Source organism: Arthrobacter sp. efr-133-TYG-118, assembly GCF_030209755.1.
Lineage (GTDB): Bacteria > Actinomycetota > Actinomycetes > Actinomycetales > Micrococcaceae > Arthrobacter.
The window spans coordinates 273,531-289,230 of the sequence record NZ_JARVRH010000004.1; the positions used below are offsets into that span (position 1 = coordinate 273,531).

Here is a 15,700-nt window from a genome sequence, read left to right on the forward strand (position 1 = left end):
GAGGAGGGGCACCACTTTTCAAGGCCAGCGATACCGTTGGCCGTTCTACTCGAGAAATGGGGTTGAAGTGGAATCAACAATGACGAAAAGGACCGGGCTTCAAGCCGCGGCCGCCGCGGCGCTGGCTGTGGTTGGCATCTTCGGCGCGAGCTTGGCTGTTTCATGGATCGCGGGGTCCCTTGGCATCTCTGCCGCGGCGGCGTCCCAGATCATGCACGCCATCGAGGTCGGAGGCTGGGCTCTCGTTGTCATCGGCACGATCTTCGGGGCAGGAATCACTGGTGCCTTGATCGCAACGGCTCGAGGCATCCTCTTCCGTATCGGCCGGGCGCAAGCAGTCGCCTAAATCGATGCTTGCTAAGACAGCACGCGTGCTTGGGAGCATCCCTGGATGGTTGCTCCCAAGCACGGGCCTCGCCATGGCGACCATTGCCGTCTTCGGCTACTCGGCCGTGGACTTGTCCTGGATTCGGGACGCCAGGGATATGGGTGGGAGTCCCCTCTACAGCAAAGACTTCCTCCAGATCCTTGGGCGGAACGTCGGCGCGGCCTTGGTGCTCTATTCCGGGGTCGCCACCCTTGGGCTGACTACGCTTCTCGGAGCCGGAATCCTGGCACTATATGTCGGAGCGACGGTATCCCTCGGGGTGCATTCCGTCGGCGGCGCCGGCCTGGTTGCCGACGTGATTTGGTATGTGCCGTTCGAGTTCGTAGGCCTGGTGCTGGCGGCGACCGCCGGATTCCAGCCCGCCGCGGGCCTGGCTCGCAGGCTGCTGATGAAGAACGAGCCCGCAACTGTGCGGTCGTTCATCGACGACATGGCCCGTTCCCTCGGCACTTTGGCCATTGCCATCGCCCTGATAGTCCTCGGTGCCGCCATCGAGGCCATCGTGATCCAGCTAAAGAGCTGAGGAGGAATTCATGACCAGCACGGAAGACGGCCGGGAGTCCGAAACCGTCATCAGCGTCGCGAAGGTCGGAAAGTTGCGGCCCGAGCCATCAGCAGCCAGGGAATGGGTCTCCACGTCCCGTTCTCTGTGGATCGCGGGCTACATTCTGCTGATGGCTTTGGTAGCCCTGCGGCTTCCCCTGACGAGGAAGTATCTCAACGCGAACGTTCCGGCGGACGTGCGGTCGGAAATCGGGGACGATCGCCTGATGAATCTCTCCATGACCGTCGGCACCGTTTTGTTCTTCCTTGTCTACGCGGTAATCATCGCTTTGTACTTTTCCCTCGCGGCGTTCCTGGACAAACGCGTGATCCCGGGAAAATCGGTACTCGCCGGTCGCTTAAACATCGGGGCCTTCTTTGTGATCGCCATTCTCGCCACGATCCCGGTGAATCTATTCAGCGTGGTTTTCGGCGTCATCCAACCGCGGGAGGTCCCCGGATATTGGGCCTATTTTCCCTCGATGGCCCTTCTTTCCCTGGCGATCTTCTTCCGACATTGGCGCGGGTTTTCCACAGGCAGAAAGATCCTCGTTGTGCTTTCAGCCATAGCTTTGTCAACAATAGTCGCTATCGGCTGACCTTCCTCAACCACCACCCACGGACAGAAATTCTCAATGACTACCCAGCTATACAGCCTTCTTCTACGAATCGTGGGCCTCATGGTCGCTGCATTCTCCTGCATTTCCGTCGGCCTCATTTGGACTTCTCCTGCCCCGGATGGCCTCAACAATATTGATCCGCTCGCCCTGAAGAACACGACGGTCACCGTACTTCTCGTCTTCGCAGTGGCGGCACCCCTGCTTGCGGCCTTCAGCCCGGCCGGGAAATGGCTACCGTTCAAGGCGGCCATTTTCGCCGTCGCCGGTTTTGCCAACGCGGCGGCCCTCAGTCCGGTAATAGTTGTCCCGTTCCAGGGAACGACGTCGGCCGTCGCCGTCGTCTGTGCCCTCGGGCTTGCGGTCCTCACCATCGTGGCCTTCATGGACTCAGTCCAGAAGAAGAGTCCCCGGAGCAAGTTCTAGGCGCTGATGAGGACCAAAGTCTCTCCCGCCGACGTCGAAGGCCAGGTTTCGAACGCCAGGGTCACTGCCGCATCAGTCCGGCGGTCCGATTACCGGATCCTGCGGGACTTCCGGGCGTTCGAAATCGTCAATGCGATGCGTTTGCCGCTCACCCTGGACGGCTTCAGGGCCCTCGCGATCTTAGGATCGATAGCCCTGGTCGTGCTCGGAACGATGGTGTTCGCGTCCACGATGTCTGTTCTCCGCGACGGCCCGCTCCGCCATGACACGGCCGCTGTGCTCAATTGGGGATTCCTCGCGATCTTCTACTTCGCTGTCGCGACAGTGCTCGCCGAGGTAGTTTCAAGCCGACGGCTGGCAGTCTCCGGCACTCCGCATTTGGAGCTCTTCCGGGCGATGGAACTTCCCCTCCCACGGGTTGTCGTGAGATACGGCCTGGTCCCGGCCCTCCGCCGCACAGGCATCCTTTGGTATTCGGCCGCGGTATTCCTCATGGTCTTCTTTGAAGAATCGTCGAGCTACCTAGGTGTCGCGGCGGCTTCGGTCTCCGTCCTCACTCTCGCATCCTGTGCGTGCGCCTACTGTGTCCTCCATTTCGCTTCAACACCTGCACGACGGATAGGCCTCCGTTGGCTGTACTGTTTCCTGGCTCTCATCCTCGGATTGTTGCTCGGTGCTGCCACCGGCTTCCTCGTGCCTCGGCTCTCCCGACTCGACGGGCTCGCCGACGACCCCTCACGTTTCCTTCCGGCGTTGTGCTTGCTAGGGGCCGTCGTTTCCGGGGTGTTGGTCCTCCTCAGCATGCGAGCATGGCGCCGCCTCAGCTACTGCAAGATTTCCCTCGGCATCGGACGGGGCGGCAGCCAACGAGCGGTGCGAAACTTCGGGCTATTCGTTGTCACCGATCTGTTGAGCAGCAAACAGGGCTTGGTCATCACCACCATCGTGCTCGCCTGGATCGCCGTCGTTGGCATCCTCTTGGGAGCCAGGGGCATCCTTCCCCTGGACTCGGCTCTCGGCGGCGGGGAACTGCATAAAGGCTTGATTGGTATTGCCGTGCTCCTGAGCTTGGGGGTCACGGAACCGATGCTTTATCGGATCGGGCCCACCGCGAAGCTGTACCACTACCGCTTTGCGTGGGAGAACGGTTTCTCGGCCACTGCGATCGTTGTCCGGCTCGTCGGAATCTACGCTATGGCGGGGGCGATCATCGGTGGATTTGTCTTCCTAGGGGCGCTTCTCGCCTTGGGCATTCCGGCTCCCGGTGCTGTACTCGCGGGTTTGATCGTCGCAGCGTCCGGAGTGGTCGCAGAATCGCTCTCCCGTCCGCCAACCACCACTGACGGCACCAAAGCCAATGATGTGATGGACGGCCTCTTCACGCTCCTCCTGATTTCTCCTTGCTCGCTCATCCTTGTTGTCAGCCCTGCGTTCAGCACCGTGCTGTTGTTGGGCTATTCCATCCTTTTGACCCTGGGAGCCGCCGTATGCCTGCACCAACGTCTTTTGAGGCTTCGATCGAAATTGATTCTGTAACCGCCGGCTACCGGGAAGGCTCACCCGTCCTGGACGGACTCAGCCTCAACGTGAACGAGCCGGGGCTCTACCGGGTGGCCGGCAGTAATGGCAGCGGGAAATCGACTCTCCTGGAGCTCATCAGCGGCTTTCTCCAACCTTGGGCAGGAAGCGTTCGTCTTTGCGGCATCGACGCCGCCTCCCCCGACGCGCGCCACGTACGGAGCGTCTGCCGTACGACGCCGGCGCTCTACCCCTCCATGACCGTTCACGATCATCTGGCTCTTGCGGCCCGCAGCCGTCAGGTCGGCCCGGAGGCCGGACTCACCCGACTGGCCAGATACGGATTGGAGGACTGGGTGGAGCAGCCCGTCTCCATGCTGTCGACAGGCAATATCCGCAAGCTCTGGCTGCTCATGTGCACTGTCGCCGATACCCCTGTGGTCGCCATCGATGAACCTTTCAACGGTATGGACGTTCGAGGCATCGAGGCACTGATCGACGAGCTCGGCGAGTGGGCACAGCGCAAAGTAGTTGTCCTCATCTCCCACACAGTTCCGGAGCAACTTACCGTTAGGCATTCCTTCGTCTTCAAGCAGGAAAGTGGAACGTTGTAGATCGAAGCCCACATGCTGCTCACTCGGAAAGCCGCTTCTCGCGGAACGGAGACGAATCCCGGACAAGGTCAAAGAGGGCGGTGCGGGACGGGCTTCCCGTTTTGCGCAGCGCGTTGGAGATGTGGCTTTCCACAGTCCTGATACTGATCCCCAGGTGCTCGGCGATCTCGGGGTTGGAGCGATGACCGGCGAGGGCCGCTATCTCGATTTCCCGTACAGTGAGGGGCGAGTAGCTTCCGGAACTAAACGCGATGGGCTCATCCGCCGAGGGAAAGCGTGTCGCGAACATGGAGTACGCCCGGTCCATCGCGGCGGCACCGATGGTGTTGTCCACGAATGCATACCGCTTGAAGGCACCGCGGAGCAGCATCCGTACCTGGTAGAAATCGGCGTCTGGCTCGTAATGCTCGAGCAGCACGCCCAGCATTTGGTGGTCGTCCTCCACGACCGCACCAGCAATCGCCAAAAGCTGATCATGCGACGTGGAAGAGGCATACTCTTTCAAGGTCTGCCGAAGCAGTTCGAGAACCTTGCGGCCAGGGAGCAGGCACGTGAAGAACAGTGCAGAATAGATCGCCTCCAGAACATAGCCACGTTCGAGCTGCCGTTGAATGAGTTTCGCGGCCTTCCCGTCGAATACAGCAGGAATGAGGGGCCGCGCGGCGACGAGCTCGTACACTCCTCTCGCGGTCCCCGGGAGCGGGCCGATGTCTTCAGCTTCGCGCCGCGCCTGGGTGGCAAGGGTAGCTGCGGGCAAGATCGCGGACGTCGCCGTCCTCAGTCCAGCGAGCCTAAGCATGGCATCGTGGAGGGAAGCCACCAGGAAGCCGGGCCGTCCCATGGCAAAGATGCTGCCCATGAGATATTCGGCATCGTCGAAATAACCGCGGTAGATCAGGGCTTGGGCAGCCACATAGGTGTTGGAAACCATCCCGAATTGATCCAGGTTGCGGCGGGCTTCTGCGCGCTGGTCAAGCGCAAAGACAATTGACTCCTCACTCCGCCCCGAGCTGAACAATGCCATTCCGCGGATGAACGGTTTGATTCCTGGAATGCCCCTTAATCCGGCTGAAGTGTCGATGGCTTTGAGCGCGGCGGAGGGGTTGAATCGGTAGAGTTCCAGAATGCCTCGGATGCTGGATATGACACCGCTTTCAGGGTGACGATCGTGTAGCCGCGCAAAGATTTCGTCGAGGTTCTCCGGCATTCGATCGTAGGACGCCACGAGGAAAAGTTCCGCGGCTTCGGATTCTGCGGCCCACTCGGGACGTTCCTTCCCGAAGCTCCTGAGGAGGCCGGCTGCAGAATCCAGTCCTTTGCCTTTGTAGATCGCCCAAAGTGCTTTGGTAAATGCCAGGAACAGGAGATCGCACGGTTCTCCCTCCGAGGTCAAGGTCTGGGCAAGCACGCGCTCAATTCTCGAAGCGTCAATAGGCGAGCCCCAGTAAACGCTCAGAAGCGCCACGGCATTCGGTACTGATCTGTCGGCATCCCACAGCTCGTAGCGCTGACGCTCCAGAACGGAGATTTGCTCCTGAAAATGGCGCGCAGTGGCTGCGTCGTCGGAGCTCCGTTCGAGGCGCAGCGCGGCCAGAACCCGCATCAGCGAATCAGCCGAGTTGACGTCAATGTGGGGGTCCTGTGGCAAACCACTGAGGGCTCGTGTGATTCGACTCTTCAGGACCCGCCTGCTTGTGAGCACCCTTTGACCACGGAAATAGTCAGCGAGGACCGGCGGGGTAATCACAGCGCAGACAGTGTTGTGGAGATCCTCTATGACGGAAATGAGGCCGCGCTGCTCGAGCCTGTCGAGAACGTCGGAATGGACTATCTGTTGAAGCACATCGAGAGGCGTCGTCCCGGCGATGGCCATGGCTTGAAGGCCCGTGAGTTCGTCGGGTTCAAGTCCTTCGAGGAGGGATTCCACCGTGCCATGGAGGTGCTCATTCCACAGGGTGTCGCCTGTCATGTGCCATTGACCATGGCGAAGGACAATCAAGCCACTGAGGGATGCAGTTTCCGCGATGCGAACCACAAGCCGGGGGTTCCCTGCCGATTTCGTCAGGATCCGGGCGGTGGTGTCCGTGTCCGCCGGAGCTCCCAGAATATCGGTGAGGAGCACGTTCACCTGATCGTAGCGAAGCGGATTCAGGTGAACCCTGGCTTCCGGACCCGGGCTGAGCATCGCAGGCTGTGCCATCGAGTAGATGGAAGACTCGCTCATCGTGACGATCATGGGCCGCTTTGTCCGACGCCGGACGGCGTCCAGAACCGCTACAGTCTCCGTGTCGACGAACTCAAGGTCATCGACTACAAGCACGCGCTCCCCTGGCGTGGAGAGTCGGCTTGCCAAGGTGTCAGCCACACCTAGAACGCCCAATTGGCCTATTCGAATATCCAGGCTCAGGCTATGTATTCCACCAAATGGTATTCCGCGATGTGAGCGGAGTCCCGAAATGGAGTAAACCGTTGCTCCGGTATTTTCCAGATCGGCGATAGCTTTTTGCGCGACACTCGTGCGGCCGCTGCCAGGCGCGCCGACAATTCGAACCATCATTCCGCGAGCAACGTAGTCCAGCGTTCGCCGAACTTCTTGATCGAACACTCGCGATCCAACTTTCTCTGATGCGCTGATCCAGCACTATCCGGTCCCTAGGTGGTGCGAGGTCCAGACGATTCAACTGTTTACCGTCCAAAGCCGGGCGTTGGCAGGCGGACACCCAAGCACTCCCACGGAATCCCCCGGGTGCGCTGACGAACCTCGTTCCAAGGGCAACCGTAAAGTCCGGGACCGCCATCTAAGTGGTGTTTTGGCGAAACTCAGTGTGCGCGGGGAGGCGTCTACGTGTGCCGACGTGGGGTTTTGTTTCGCATCTACGTGTGCGCCGGTGAAAACTCAGTGTTCCCCCGGCGTCCAAAGAAGTGAGGTTTGGCAGTGGTTTCTCCATGGCTCTCCCGATGGTGGTCTCTTGCTTTCGACGCTACGGGGGTTTCGCGGCCGCCTCCAGATCGAACCTCACACATGTGGATATTTATTCGAATCTTCTTATTTCAGATCGAATATAGTTTCTAATCAGGATCTAGCACCATGCTTTTGAGGGCTCCGTCAAGAGGCCCTCTCATCTATGTGGACAACTTCTTCTTTTCCCGCATTTCGGATGCTAGGATCTGCTGACATTCGCGTCAAAAACTGAATCATGGGGGCAATAAATGAATACTCGCGCGCGTGAAAACAACGGGGAAATAAAGCACGCGTCGCACGACTTTTTGAAATCTCGCAAAGCTGCCTTCAAGGTCTTCGCAATCGTCACGTCAACAGCCGCAGCGCTCTCCCTTGCGGCGTGCGGCGGAGCCGGCCCAACAAGTTCGCTGGCCGGCGCTACGCAATCAGCGTCAGCGTCCACCTCGGCGACGCCAACTCCTACGCCCACACCGACACCGACACCGACCGCGCCTAAGTCCGCGTCCTGCGTGACGGAAAACGCAACGGAGAGCTATCCACCCAAGGAGTTCATTTGCACCAAGTCCGACGCGGGAGCCCTGCTCTGGATGGAACGCTCGGAGTCCAAGAAGGTAACGGATGCTCGCGCCGCAACGGCCGCAGCGACGGCGAAGGCTGCGGCAGACAAGGCGGCAGCGGACAAAGCCGCTGCTGATGCCGCAGCAGCTCAGGCAGCGGCAGCTCAGGCTGCGGCCCAGGCAAAGGCTGACGCCGATGCTGCTGCAGTGAAGGCACAACAAGACCAAGCCCAGGCGAGGCAGGTACAGCCGGTCGCGCCGCCCGTGGCGCCCTCGTCGGTTTACTACGCGAACTGTACGGCCGCCCGGGCCGCCGGCGCCGCACCTATCTATCGGGGCCAGCCGGGTTACCGGCCCGCGCTGGACAGGGATAACGACGGCATAGCCTGCGAATAAGGGCTACACAGGACAACCTAGGGACACAGCCGGGTTCTGCTGGATCACTCTCTTCGCCGAAGTTGCCGGTCCCGTGATTCCGCGGGCCCGGCAATTTGTCCATTCGAGTGATTGAGCAGAATCCATTGTCCGAGCGAAGACGATCCCCGGACCGGACATGACCAAGCCCAGGGCCGGGCGCTACAGCAAAGCTGGGCGACACGCCGAATCCCTGTCGACACCTGGATTCAGGTGTCGACAGGGATCTAGCGCATCCCGGGGTAATTTGCGCGTCGCGAAGTAGTCACTCAACCCGGAAATAGGCACAAAAAAGCAGGGCCGGTCATTGACCGGCCCTGCTTTTTGAAATCCGAAGCTTAGAGAGCCTGGATGTTTACTGCCTGGGGACCCTTGGGGCCCTGCTCGACGTCAAAGGAAACCTTCTGGTTCTCTTCGAGGGAGCGGTAGCCGCCCGAGTTGATTGCAGAGTAGTGAGCGAAAACGTCCTGGCTGCCATCTTCCGGGGAGATGAAGCCGAAGCCCTTTTCAGAGTTGAACCACTTGACGATACCTGTAGCCATTTTTTCAGTTTCCTTACTGAAGGTGGAGGTTGTCCCGACTGTCGGGCCTCCGGTGTGGGGTGTTCTCCACCGTTACTTCAGAAGGTCGCGGTTGATGAACCGCGGGAACTGCCTGAACTACCAAATGCCAAACACAACAACAGCTACAAGCATACAGGCCTTTGGGCGGATGGCTACTATTTGCCAAAAACTTCATCGGCCGCGCGCCGCCAAGCGGACAACTGCGCACACACTGCGCCCTTAATGTCCGGGACCTCGCTTAGCCTAGAGTCACGGGATGGAGCCGCGGAAGTGCACCCGTGCGTGAACGCGGCTGGCCTGGCTGGAACCAGAGGAACATATGGATTACTACGCAATAAATTCGCTGCGTGAAAACCATGCAGGATGGGCCTTGCTGCGCGCCCAGAACGCTCCCCTGGCTGTGCACTTCTTCATGGCAGCGTTTACTGTTCCCAACCAACGAAACATCGGGCGGCAGCATCTGATCGACATTCTGGAGGACGTGCTGTTCGGCATCCGCGAGTCCTTCGGCGAGGGAAAATTTCCCCGTCCAGCATCGGAATACCTCGACGATTGGGCCAACCCGGAACGGGCCTGGTTGCGGAAATACTACGTTCCAGGCGAGGACGAACCCCACTACGATCTCACCGCAGCCGCGGAGGACGTGGTGCGGTGGGTCGAGAACCTGCGCGGGAGGGATTTCGTGGCCACTCAGTCCCGCCTGACCAGCATTTTCGCCGTACTCAAGACGCTCGTCCAGCAATCCGAGACAGACCCGGAAGTGCGCTTGGCCGAGCTCCAGCGCCAGCGCGACGGGATCGACGCCGAAATGCAGCGCCTACGCGAAGGCAACATCAAGGTCATGAGCGCACCGGAAGCGCTGGACCACTTCCAACAGCTGACCACTTTGGCCAAAGACTTGCTCTCAGACTTCCGTGAAGTCGAACAAAACTTCCGGCGGCTTGACCGCCAGGTGCGCGAGCAGATCGCCACGTGGGATGGCAGCCAAGGCGAGCTCCTCGACTCCATTTTTGCCAACCAGCAGGATATTGGCAGCTCCCTTCAGGGACGCACCTTCCAGGGATTCTGGGACTACCTCATGTCCCCGCAACTCCGGACGGAGCTACGGGACCTTCTGCAGCGCGCCACGCAGATCGAAGCCCTGTCCAGCATGGACAATCTCCATGCCGTGGCCAACCTCCACCAGGACTGGCTGCCCGCCGTCGAACAGACACAGGCGACCGTCCGCCAACTGTCGCAGCAAATGCGCAGGCTCCTGGACGACAAGGTCTTCCTGGAGAACAAGCGGATCATGCAATTGATCCGAAGTGTCGAGTCGACCGCCCTCACTACCCGCGCCCAACCGCCGTCGGGCCTTTTCATGGAGATCGACGCCCCATTAGTGGATGTCGCGCTGCCGTTCGAGCGTCCCCTCTACGAGCCGGGCAGCAGGGTCTTGGTGATGGACGACATCGTCACTGCCGACGACGCCGATGTTGACGCCGGCGCCCTGTTCAGCCAGTTCTATGTGGACAAGGAGCACCTCAAGTCCCATATCGATGCGGTCCTGGAGGACGCCGACCAGGCCACGTTGGCTGACATCACCGCCGCCTACCCCCTCTCGCAGGGACTGGCGGAGCTGGTTGCCTATTACCAATTGGCCGCCGAGTCGGAATGGGCGAACATCAACCCGGAGGCGACGCAGCAACTGTCCTGGTCCCTGCCGGACGGAAGCATCCGCGAAGCGACAATCGATCAGATCATCTTTGTGAGGCCTGCGTGAACACGATCATGGAACCGGACACCCGCACTCCGGAGGAACTGCCCGGCGTCGTCACGAGGCTCTTCAAAGGCGTGGTCTATGCCGAAGCCGACGAGAAAATCTGGCAATCGCTGGTTACGCTGGCCTCCCATGTCCGCGATTATGTAGCCGTCCTCGGGCTGGACCTGATCCTCGACGAATCCGAAGGTTACGCCTTTCTCAAGTCACGGGAGGATCCTGAGGGCACACTCCCCCGGCTTATCCCCCGGCGTCAACTGACCTTCGACGTCAGCTTGCTCTTGGCCCTCCTCCGCGCGCGAATGTTGGAGTTCGACACGAACAGCAGCGAGCTTCGGCTCATCATGACGGAGCAGGAAATCGCCGACATGGTTGTGGTCTTCCTTCCCGAATCCAGCAATGAGGCCAGGGTCCTGGACAAGTTGGGGGCCAACATCAAGAAGGTCGTAGAGCTCGGTTTCCTGCGGAAACTACGCGGAGAAACGGGCACATACGAGGTGGCGCGCATCCTCAAGGCGTATGTGGATGCCCAGTGGCTGGAAGAGTTCGAGGCGCGGCTGGCGGACTATCGCCGTTCCCTCGCCGGACAACAGCGCCCAGCTTCAACGGGAACGGAAAACCCATGACCACCGAACTTCAGGACGGCCTCTTCAGCTTGGACGAGGTCCCCGCGGGGCAAAAGGACGACGACGGCGCCCTCCCGGGCTTCCGGCTGCACCGCCTGGAACTGCTCAACTGGGGAACATTCCACGGCGGTGTCCGCACGTTCCGTTTGGATGGTGCCAATAGCCTGTTGACCGGGGACATCGGCTCCGGTAAGTCGACGGTAGTTGACGCGATCACCACCCTCCTGCTTCCCGCCAACCGCATCGACTACAACAAGGCCGCTGGCGCACAGAAGCGCGAACGCACCCTGATGTCGTATGTGCGGGGCTTCCACAAAAGCACGCGCAGCACTGGCGGCGAGTACTCCAAACCCGTAGCGTTGCGAGCGCCGGGGGCCCTCACTGTGGTTCTTGGTGTCTTCCACAATGCAGTCCTCAACAAGTCCATCACGCTTGCCATCACACTCTGGACCATGCAGGAAGCGGGTCAGCCCAGCCGTTTCTACTCATTGGCCGAAACTGAGCAGTCCATTGCGGAGGACTTCGCCAACTTCGGACAGGACCCGACCAAGCTGAAAAAGAAGCTTCGTGCCGCGGGCGTGGCCGTGCATGAGACCTTCGACCCCTACGCCGCGGCCTTCAAGCGGCATTTCGGCATCAGCGGCAACCAAGCAATGGATCTGTTCCACCGCACGGTCTCCATGAAACAGGTGGAGAACATCACCCACTTCGTGCGGACCAACATGCTTGAGGACGATGACGTGAAGTCGCGCATCGACAACCTCATCCACCACTTTGACGATCTGAAGAGGGCCCACGAGGCTGTGCTAAAGGCGAAGGACCAGATCGGCTTGCTGAAGCCGATCCGGGATGGTGCGGCCGTTCATGAGGGGCTAAGCCGCGAAGACGAGTTGGCCCGGAGGCAGCGCGACCAGTTGCATCCGTGGTTCCAAGATCAGCAGCTGACGCTGAGCTTGGAACACCAGCGGGAGCTGGAAAACACTGGGGTCAAACTCCTGGAGGACAGCACCCAGCTCAGCGCGGACATTTCGCGGCTACGCCATGAACTTTCGGTGGTCCAAGAGGACATCCGCACCAACGGTGGAGGCCGGCTCGCCGCAATCGACGCCGAAATCGCACGGCTGGAGGAAGAGTCGCGCGCCCAACGCAAGCGCTTCGAGCAATACTCCGCTGCCGCCGTCGAACTGGGTTTGAGAACGCCGGAAGACCGCGTGCTGTTCGACGCGAACCGGGCGCGTCTGGGCGAGGTAGAACGGGCGCTTGTCGCTGAGTCCAGTGCGCTCCAGGAACGCCGCACCGGATTGACCTTGGAGCGGTCCGAACTCGGCAGCCGCAAGAAAGACATCGACGCCGAACTGGCTAGCCTGCAATCCCGCCAGACTCTGCTGCCGCTCGCCCAATTGGAACTCCGCCAACGGCTGTGTGAGGGAATCGGGGTCGCGGAAACCGCACTGCCTTATGCTGGCGAACTGCTGCGGGTGCGCGACGGCGAGTCGGAGTGGGAGGGCGCAGCTGAAAGAACCTTGCGTGGTTTCGCGTTGTCCCTGCTGGTCTCCGCGGAGCACTATCCTGCGGTTAGCGCTTGGGTGGATTCCAATAATCTCCGTGCCAGGTTGGTCTACTTGAAAGTCGGAGATTCGAACCCGGCGCGGCCTGCCGAAGCAGGGACACTGGCGGCGAAAATCGCCATCAAGCAAGGCACCCCCTTCCGCCCTTTCCTTCTGGACGAACTCAGCACCCGGTTCGACTATGTCTGCTGCGAGGCCATGGAAGACTTCCGCCGCTACCCCAAAGCCCTGACGGTCAACGGCCAGCTCAAGGGCGGCAGGGGCAGGCATGAGAAGGATGATCGCCGGGATCTCGCGGACCGGCGCAATTACGTCCTCGGCTGGGACAACCATGACAAGATCACACGTTTCCTCGCCGAACGGGACGAGCTACAGGGAAAGCTTCGCAGCGTCGAAACCCAACTGGGCAAAGTGGACGCCGCCCTTGGCGCTCTCGGTCGCCGAAACCAGCACACGAACACAATCCAGCTGTTCTCTGAGTATTCGGAGATCAGCTGGCAGCTCACCGCGCGGCGCATCGAGGATCTCAAGACGGAAAAGAACGAACTCCAGTCGGCCAGCAGTGTGCTGCAGCAGTTGACGGCCAAAGAAACAGAGGTGGCTGGGAAGCTCGCACGCTTCGAGGAGAAGTCGAACAAGATCCAGCAGCGCCTCGGCGCCAACGAGAAAGACGCCAAGGACATTGCTGCGGCGATCGAGGAATGCCGCCTTGCGCTGACCGAACATCCGTTGACAGACGACGGCGGCGTGCTGGCCGCTGTCGCTCGGCTCGCCGCCGAGGTGCTCGGCGGGAAAACACTCACCTACAAGAACACGGGCACCGCCGAGAGCTCCGTCCGAACGGGGCTGACCGCATCGATCGATGCACTCACGAAACGCATCGCGACGGCGGCCGCATCCACCGTTCGCTTGATGACGGAGTTCCGCGGCAAGTACCCCAACGAAACCACCGACATCGACGCCTCGCTGGAAGCAGCCCCCGAGTTCAACCGCTTGCTTGAGCAGCTGGAGAAGGACGATCTGCCGCGTTTCGAGGCGCGATTCAAGGAGTCATTAACCCAGAACACCATCCATGAGGTGGTGGCGTTCAATGCCTTTCTGGACAGCCGGCGCCAGGACATCGTGAGTCGGATCGGAGAAATCAACGTGTCCTTGGCGGGGATCGAATACAACCCGGGGAGGCATATCCAGTTGGAGCATCAGAGCTCAACGGACTTGGATGTGCGCCAGTTCGGGATCGACCTGCGGGCGTGCTCGGAAGGCACCATCGGCGACGAAGACCAGTACTCGGAGCAGAAGTACCTGCAGGTGGAGAGGCTGATCGAACGCTTCCGTGGACGGGAGGGCTACACGGCACTCGACGAACGTTGGACAGCCAAAGTAACGGACGTGCGGAACTGGTTTACTTTCTCGGCTTCGGAAAAGTGGACGGAGACTGGTGAGGAATTCGAACACTTCACCGACTCGGGCGGAAAGTCGGGCGGCCAAAAGGAAAAGCTGGCCTACACGATCCTCGCGGCCGCGTTGGCTTTTCAGTTCGGGCTTGCCTCCGGAAAAGGCTTGGGTAAGAGTGCAGCGAAGGGACGCAGTTTCCGTTTTGTGGTGATTGACGAGGCGTTCGGCCGCGGCTCGGACGAGTCCGCACGGTACGGGCTGGAGCTCTTCCAGCGCATGAAGCTGCAGCTACTGATCGTCACGCCATTACAAAAGATCCACGTGATCGAGCCTTTTGTAGCACACGTGGGCTTCGTAGCGAACACCAATGGCAACGACTCCCAGCTCCGCAACATGACCATCACGGAATACCGCGAGGAACGGGATCGCCGTGCCGGCTAAGGGTCCTGCCGGCTCAGCTAGATCTGCCGGGGCATCCCGCCCCTGGACCACGCTGGCGGGGCTGCGGTCGCTGTCCGCAACCGCATGGGACCGCGGGCAACTGCTACGCGAGGCGTTGGAACCAACCGACGTGTACCCCCGCCGTCGTGCCCTGAAGCGACCCTCGGCTGCCGAGCTGCGGGACGACTATGCGGCCGCACGGGAGTGGGCAGCCGAGCTGTTCGCCTCAATGCGGACCTACACTTTGGAAACCGTCGACGTCGGCCGCACGACGATCGGCTCAAATCGGCTTCCCGCCGCGGCCGTCTTTGCAAGAGTCGAAGATGAGATTGCCTTCGTGGGCAAGACGCGGGAGCTAGGGCAGTTCCGCTCGCTGACCGAGCGGCTCACTGGACTGGATCCTTCACTAAGTGCCTGGGCAATGAAACGTCCCCTTCAATTGTTGGCTCTGGGCGATGCGGCCCTGACCGCTGCACACGTGGCACTGTGGTTGCGCGAGAATCCCGGGCCGAGGATTTATCTGAGGCAGCTGAGCTTGCCCGGGGTCCACACGAAGTTCATCGAGACCCATCGGCGGGTGATCGATGAAGTGGTAGCCGTGTTGCAACAGGAGCCGCCGGAAGTTGATTTGGCCGACCAAGATTCTGCTTTGGACGAGGAAGAATCCGCACTGCTGAACCCGATAGCGCGCACACCGGCAGCCCGCTTCGCCGAGCGTCATGGTTTCCTGCATCCGCCCGAACTCGTGCGATTCCGGTTGCTGGACCCCGCGATCCCGCTGTTGGGCGATGCCCGCGATGTCATGGTCACCGCAAAGGCATTCAGTACGCTCCGGCTGCCCATCACCTCTGTGATCGTCACCGAGAACCTGGTGAACTTCCTTGCCCTTCCGGATCGGCCACGGTCCTTGGCTTTGTTTGGCGCCGGCTATGGCTTTTCAGCACTGAGGGACGCCGAGTGGCTGCGGGATTGCGAGGTCCTCTACTGGGGAGACCTGGACACACACGGCTTCCGGATCCTGGATCAGCTCCGCTCTGTCCACCCACACGTGTCCAGCGTCCTCATGGACGAGGCGACACTGCTTGCCCATCGCGAGGCGTGGAGTGTGGAGGCATCGCCGTCGCGGGCCCAATTGGCGAGGCTCACCACTGAGGAAGCGGAGGTCTACGAGTCGCTGGGAAACAACCGCTACGGAAGCGGCGTCCGCCTGGAACAGGAGCTGATCCGTTGGAATTGGGCGCTGGAACGAATTGCTGCCGGATCGGTCTAAACCGAAACCACCGCACATTCGTATAAGTGCTGCGGTTGC

General features: G+C 60.6%; 13 protein-coding genes. 11 read left to right on the plus strand and 2 right to left on the minus strand.

Annotated elements, in window-relative coordinates; translation table 11 throughout:
• The first annotated feature begins 79 nt into the window (after positions 1 to 79).
• Genes QRN59_RS03750 through QRN59_RS03775 form a run of 6 tightly spaced genes read left to right on the plus strand, consistent with a single transcriptional unit; the run spans position 80 to position 4,106 of the window.
• Entirely contained in the window at positions 80 to 346 is a 267-nt protein-coding gene (locus QRN59_RS03750; RefSeq protein ID WP_059388033.1) for an uberolysin/carnocyclin family circular bacteriocin, read from the plus strand.
• Between the two features lie 4 nt (positions 347 to 350).
• Positions 351 to 911, plus strand: coding sequence for a hypothetical protein (locus tag QRN59_RS03755; protein WP_284981168.1), 561 nt, complete (start codon positions 351 to 353; stop codon positions 909 to 911).
• A gap of 10 nt (positions 912 to 921) precedes the next feature.
• Complete coding sequence (locus QRN59_RS03760; protein WP_284981169.1) at positions 922 to 1,530, plus strand: hypothetical protein; 609 nt, start codon at positions 922 to 924, stop codon at positions 1,528 to 1,530.
• A gap of 36 nt (positions 1,531 to 1,566) precedes the next feature.
• Positions 1,567 to 1,974, plus strand: coding sequence for a hypothetical protein (locus QRN59_RS03765; protein ID WP_284981170.1), 408 nt, complete (start codon positions 1,567 to 1,569; stop codon positions 1,972 to 1,974).
• Between the two features lie 6 nt (positions 1,975 to 1,980).
• Complete coding sequence (locus tag QRN59_RS03770) at positions 1,981 to 3,510, plus strand: hypothetical protein (RefSeq protein ID WP_284981171.1); 1,530 nt, start codon at positions 1,981 to 1,983, stop codon at positions 3,508 to 3,510.
• Entirely contained in the window at positions 3,462 to 4,106 is a 645-nt protein-coding gene (locus tag QRN59_RS03775; RefSeq protein WP_284981172.1) for an ABC transporter ATP-binding protein, read from the plus strand. Before QRN59_RS03770 ends, QRN59_RS03775 begins: the two co-directional genes overlap by 49 nt.
• A gap of 19 nt (positions 4,107 to 4,125) precedes the next feature.
• On the opposite strand, the gene QRN59_RS03780 is transcribed toward QRN59_RS03775, so the two are convergent.
• Positions 4,126 to 6,426, minus strand: coding sequence for a helix-turn-helix transcriptional regulator (locus QRN59_RS03780; protein WP_284981173.1), 2,301 nt, complete (start codon positions 6,424 to 6,426; stop codon positions 4,126 to 4,128).
• A 1,151-nt stretch (positions 6,427 to 7,577) separates the two neighbouring features.
• Between QRN59_RS03780 and QRN59_RS03785 the strand changes: the two genes are divergently transcribed.
• A complete protein-coding gene (locus QRN59_RS03785; protein WP_284981174.1) occupies positions 7,578 to 8,021 on the plus strand; it encodes an excalibur calcium-binding domain-containing protein in 444 nt (147 codons plus the stop codon).
• Between the two features lie 356 nt (positions 8,022 to 8,377).
• On the opposite strand, the gene cspE is transcribed toward QRN59_RS03785, so the two are convergent.
• Entirely contained in the window at positions 8,378 to 8,581 is a 204-nt protein-coding gene (gene cspE / locus QRN59_RS03790; RefSeq protein WP_028266315.1) for a transcription antiterminator/RNA stability regulator CspE, read from the minus strand.
• A 340-nt stretch (positions 8,582 to 8,921) separates the two neighbouring features.
• Here cspE and QRN59_RS03795 point away from each other — a divergent pair, with 340 nt between their 5' ends.
• The 4 genes from QRN59_RS03795 to QRN59_RS03810 are packed head-to-tail and all read left to right on the plus strand — an operon-like array spanning position 8,922 to position 15,661.
• Positions 8,922 to 10,364: a DUF3375 domain-containing protein gene (locus QRN59_RS03795; protein WP_284981175.1), complete on the plus strand. Its 1,443-nt coding sequence runs from the start codon at positions 8,922 to 8,924 to the stop codon at positions 10,362 to 10,364.
• Positions 10,361 to 10,987, plus strand: a complete 627-nt coding sequence (locus QRN59_RS03800; protein WP_284981176.1) for a DUF4194 domain-containing protein — start codon at positions 10,361 to 10,363, stop codon at positions 10,985 to 10,987. The genes QRN59_RS03795 and QRN59_RS03800 overlap by 4 nt, the downstream gene beginning before the upstream one ends.
• Positions 10,984 to 14,391 (plus strand): ATP-binding protein, encoded by a 3,408-nt coding sequence (locus QRN59_RS03805; protein WP_284981177.1) that lies wholly within the window; start codon positions 10,984 to 10,986, stop codon positions 14,389 to 14,391. The genes QRN59_RS03800 and QRN59_RS03805 overlap by 4 nt, the downstream gene beginning before the upstream one ends.
• On the plus strand, positions 14,381 to 15,661 hold the full coding sequence (locus tag QRN59_RS03810) for a Wadjet anti-phage system protein JetD domain-containing protein (protein WP_284981178.1): 1,281 nt from the start codon (positions 14,381 to 14,383) through the stop codon (positions 15,659 to 15,661). Before QRN59_RS03805 ends, QRN59_RS03810 begins: the two co-directional genes overlap by 11 nt.
• Positions 15,662 to 15,700: the final 39 nt, after the last annotated feature.

Coding starts and splice junctions, on each gene's coding strand:
- QRN59_RS03750 (WP_059388033.1), top strand. CDS start 80: ATGACGAAAAGGACCGGGCTTCAAGCCGCGGCCGCCGCGGCGCTGGCT.
- QRN59_RS03755 (WP_284981168.1), top strand. CDS start 351: ATGCTTGCTAAGACAGCACGCGTGCTTGGGAGCATCCCTGGATGGTTG.
- QRN59_RS03760 (WP_284981169.1), top strand. CDS start 922: ATGACCAGCACGGAAGACGGCCGGGAGTCCGAAACCGTCATCAGCGTC.
- QRN59_RS03765 (WP_284981170.1), top strand. CDS start 1,567: ATGACTACCCAGCTATACAGCCTTCTTCTACGAATCGTGGGCCTCATG.
- QRN59_RS03770 (WP_284981171.1), top strand. CDS start 1,981: ATGAGGACCAAAGTCTCTCCCGCCGACGTCGAAGGCCAGGTTTCGAAC.
- QRN59_RS03775 (WP_284981172.1), top strand. CDS start 3,462: ATGCCTGCACCAACGTCTTTTGAGGCTTCGATCGAAATTGATTCTGTA.
- cspE (WP_028266315.1), bottom strand. CDS start 8,581: ATGGCTACAGGTATCGTCAAGTGGTTCAACTCTGAAAAGGGCTTCGGC.
- QRN59_RS03795 (WP_284981175.1), top strand. CDS start 8,922: ATGGATTACTACGCAATAAATTCGCTGCGTGAAAACCATGCAGGATGG.
- QRN59_RS03805 (WP_284981177.1), top strand. CDS start 10,984: ATGACCACCGAACTTCAGGACGGCCTCTTCAGCTTGGACGAGGTCCCC.